Source organism: Pontimicrobium sp. MEBiC01747 (assembly GCF_053601635.1).
Genome location: NZ_JBSHNS010000005.1, coordinates 1 through 2,690, shown reverse-complemented (window position 1 = coordinate 2,690; position 2,690 = coordinate 1). Strand labels below are relative to the sequence as shown.

Below are 2,690 nucleotides of genomic sequence, written 5' to 3'. Positions count from 1 at the left end.
TTAAAAGTCTAACGATTTTATTGTCGGACCCTAAACGTTCCATTAAAGCATCTTTATACTTTTCCCAATCTGTTATTGGCTCTTTTGCAATCCCACTTTCCATAGCTGCTTTTGCTACTGCTGGTGGTACTTCTGCAATTAAACGTGGATCGAATGGTTTTGGAATAATATAATCTCTTCCAAATGTTAACCTTGTTTCTCCATATGCAATGTTTACTTGTTCTGGAACTGGTTCTTTTGCTAGACTTGCTAAGGCTTTTACTGCTGCCATTTTCATAGCTTCGTTAATTCCTGTTGCTCTAACATCTAATGCACCTCTAAAAATAAAAGGAAACCCTAAAACATTGTTTACTTGGTTAGGGTGGTCGCTTCTACCTGTAGCCATAATAATATCTTTACGGGTTGTTATTGCAACATCGTAATTAATTTCAGGGTCTGGGTTAGCCATTGCAAAAACGATAGGATTATTTGCCATAGTTTTTAACATATTTGTTGTAACTATATCTGCTTTAGATAATCCTATAAACACATCTGCATCTTGCATGGCTTCTTCTAATGTGTCTATTCTTCTATGCGATGCAAACTCTGTCTTTTGTGAGGTTAAATTCTCTCTATCGTCTCTAATAACTCCACGACTATCTAGCATAACTACATTTTCGCGTTTTGCTCCACATGCTAAATATAACCTTGTACAAGAAATTGCTGCTGCTCCTGCACCACTTACAACAATTTTAACATCCTCAATTTTCTTTTCTGCAATTTCTAATGCATTAATTAATGCTGCTGCAGATATAATTGCTGTTCCATGTTGGTCATCGTGCATTACAGGAATATTTAACTCTTCCTTTAAACGCGTCTCTATTTCAAATGCTTCTGGAGCTTTTATATCTTCAAGATTTATCCCTCCAAAGGTTGGAGCAATCATTTTAACGGTTTGTATAAACTCTTCTATATTCTCCGTATCTACTTCTATATCGAAAACATCTATATCTGCAAATATTTTAAATAATAGTCCTTTACCTTCCATTACTGGTTTAGAGGCTTCTGGCCCAATGTTTCCTAATCCTAAGACAGCTGTACCGTTAGATATTACAGCTACTAAGTTTCCTTTTGCTGTATACTTATAGGCATTATTAATGTCCTTTTCTATTTCTAAACAAGGTTCTGCAACTCCTGGCGAATAGGCTAAAGCTAAATCTCTTTGCGTGGCGTACTTTTTGGTAGGTACTACCTTTATTTTTCCTGGTGTTGGCTTAGCATGATATACTAAAGCTTCTCTTCTCTTGCTCTGTTTACTCATATATGGTATGATTTTACTCTGACTTACAAATGTAGGCTTTTAATAGAAAAGATTTTAGTAAAAAGAATCATAGACTGATATAATTTTATCCTTTTTAAAATTCTAGATTTTTTTACCAAAAAAACATTTAATGTTTTATAAACTTCTATAGAATTTATGTTAAAAGACTCAAAACAAATCTATTAACTAATAATTTGCACTTAAAATAAGTTATAGCATTTTATTAAACACCGTTAGTATCATTGTTATTAGTATGAATAGTTTTCCATATTTATGGAAACGCTCTTTAAAACTAGAGTCATCATCTTTAATAAATACAGGTTCTAACAATGCAACTATTAAAGCTAGTATAGCACCAAATATTGGAGATATAAAGAATTCCCACTCTATGTAGATTAATAGACAATGCATCTAGTCTTTTAAAAAATTAATATTACGTTTTAATCCAGAAAATTTAGTTCGCTTTACTGCCGATTTTTGAAATACTTTTTTAAATACATCTTCGGTAATTTCTTCCCAATCTTTTTTGGTCATCTCTAGCAGTTCTGGGTGCGGATTAAACAAGGGTTCGTTATGGGCTTTAGAGAACCTATTCCATGGACAGACGTCTTGACAGACATCGCAGCCAAACATCCAATCATCAAACTGTCCTTTCATAGAGTTTGGCAATTGGTCTTTAAGTTCTATAGTAAAATACGAAATACATTTGCTCCCATCTACCACATACGGTTCTACAATGGCTTGTGTTGGGCAAGCATCTATACATTTGGTACATGTACCACAATGGTCTGTTGTAATGGTGTCGTATTCTAATTCTAAATCTATAATTAACTCTGCTATAAAATAAAAGGATCCTACTTGTTGCGTTAATAGGTTACTATGTTTGCCTACCCATCCTAATCCAGATTTTGCTGCCCAAGCTTTATCTAATACTGGTGCAGAATCTACAAAAGCGCGTCCGCTGACTGCTCCTATTTCATCTTGTATAAAATGAGTTAAATCTTTTAGTTTACTTTTTATAATATGGTGGTAATCGTTACCATAAGCATATTTAGAAATTTTAAAGGTATTTTCTGTTTGGGTTTCTTGCGGATAGTAGTTTAATAATAATGATATTACACTTTTAGAGTCTTCTACTAGTTTTGTTGGGTCTAATCGCTTATCGAAATGGTTTTCCATATAGCGCATTTCTCCATGCATATTATTGTTTAACCATTGCTCTAATCGTGGTGCTTCTTTTTCTAAAAACTCAGCTTTGCTAATACCACAGGATAAAAACCCCAAACGCTTGGCTTCAGTTTTTATAAGGTTGGTATGTTTTGCTTTTGGCTTCATTTTTAATGGCCTTTATAGCTTCTTCTATTTTAGGTTTTATTTATTAGAGTGTAGG

At 33.5% G+C, this 2,690-nt stretch carries 3 protein-coding genes; all 3 read right to left on the bottom strand.

Translation table 11 applies throughout. The features are described from left to right. A partial coding sequence (locus ACVC2P_RS00050; RefSeq protein ID WP_452596449.1) for a malic enzyme-like NAD(P)-binding protein occupies positions 1-1,300 on the bottom strand: 1,300 nt, incomplete at its 3' end. A gap of 210 nt (positions 1,301-1,510) precedes the next feature. Beyond that, the gene (locus ACVC2P_RS00045; RefSeq protein WP_452596448.1) at positions 1,511-1,711 is read right to left on the bottom strand and encodes a hypothetical protein; all 201 of its coding nucleotides are present in this window, start codon (positions 1,709-1,711) and stop codon (positions 1,511-1,513) included. Next, positions 1,712-2,635: a tRNA epoxyqueuosine(34) reductase QueG gene (queG, locus tag ACVC2P_RS00040; RefSeq protein WP_452596447.1), complete on the bottom strand. Its 924-nt coding sequence runs from the start codon at positions 2,633-2,635 to the stop codon at positions 1,712-1,714. Positions 2,636-2,690: the final 55 nt, after the last annotated feature.

Excerpts from the sequence above, each read along its gene's own strand:
- ACVC2P_RS00045 (WP_452596448.1), bottom strand. The coding sequence starts at position 1,711 with ATGCATTGTCTATTAATCTACATAGAGTGGGAATTCTTTATATCTCCA.
- queG (WP_452596447.1), bottom strand. The coding sequence starts at position 2,635 with ATGAAGCCAAAAGCAAAACATACCAACCTTATAAAAACTGAAGCCAAG.